We start from the raw sequence: 840 nt of genomic DNA on the forward strand, positions 1-840 counted from the left end.
GTTCCGTCGTGCCCATGGGCCCACCCCCGCGCCTGACGTTCCGTCGGGAGCGTAACGCGCACCCCGCGCGCCGGGGAGCGTTCCGGAGGATTTCCCTCCGTTCCCCCCGCAGCCGGGCATACCCCCGCCCGTGGCGCGGCCGCAGGGGGCGGCCCTCAGCCGGGCGGGCGGGACCGGTTCCGTCGGGACCGCACCCGGTGGGTGAGCGACGCGACCACTCCCGTCAACAGCAGCAGCACGGGCAACGCGAAGAACAGCACCGACAGCGGCACCGGCGAGCGGCCCGCGACCCGACCGGCCACCCCGGCGGCCAGCGCCAGCAGCCCGAGACCGAACAACAGCCGGGAGGGCTCGAAGCGGCGACGCGGGCGGGCGGGTTCCGGCTCCCGGCCCCCCGACCGCCCCGCCGTCCCCGGGACGGAGGGCGCGAAGGCGTCGTGACCGGCGCCGTTCCACGACGTGCTCATCGGTTCGCCTCCACGCGCTCCGTGGTGCCCACCGTCACGGGTGTCCGGGCGGCCGCGGCCTCCCCGACCCCGTCCTCCGGGGCGCCGTCCTCCCGTGCGTCATCCCCCGGGGCGCCGTCCTCCGGCACGGTCTCCCCCGGCCCGGTCCCACCCGGCGCGGTCTCCCCCGCTTCCCCGTCGGGCACCGCCTGCCGCTCCACGGCCAGAACCCCCACGCTCAGGTCCAGGGACAGATCGATGACGCCCTGCGGGGTCACCCCGTCCGCCGGGCGCAGCGTCTCGTCCACGGTCAGCCGCAGACCACCGGTGGCGACCACCGGCTCACCCGGGTTGCCGGTCTCCCCGTGCACCCGGCTCTCGGTGTAGTAGTACC

Annotated in this window: 1 protein-coding gene and 1 pseudogene; both read right to left on the reverse strand. The window is 77.0% G+C overall.

Translation table 11 applies throughout. The annotated features are described in order from the left end of the window. Positions 1–155 precede the first annotated feature (155 nt). Entirely contained in the window at positions 156–467 is a 312-nt protein-coding gene (locus FOE67_RS27265; RefSeq protein ID WP_182667484.1) for a hypothetical protein, read from the reverse strand. After that, positions 464–840, reverse strand: a pseudogene (locus tag FOE67_RS27270) (hypothetical protein); the annotation flags it as partial. The gene FOE67_RS27265 and the pseudogene FOE67_RS27270, both read right to left, overlap by 4 nt.

The organism is Streptomyces calidiresistens (genome assembly GCF_014141525.1).
Taxonomy (GTDB): domain Bacteria; phylum Actinomycetota; class Actinomycetes; order Streptomycetales; family Streptomycetaceae; genus Streptomyces; species Streptomyces calidiresistens.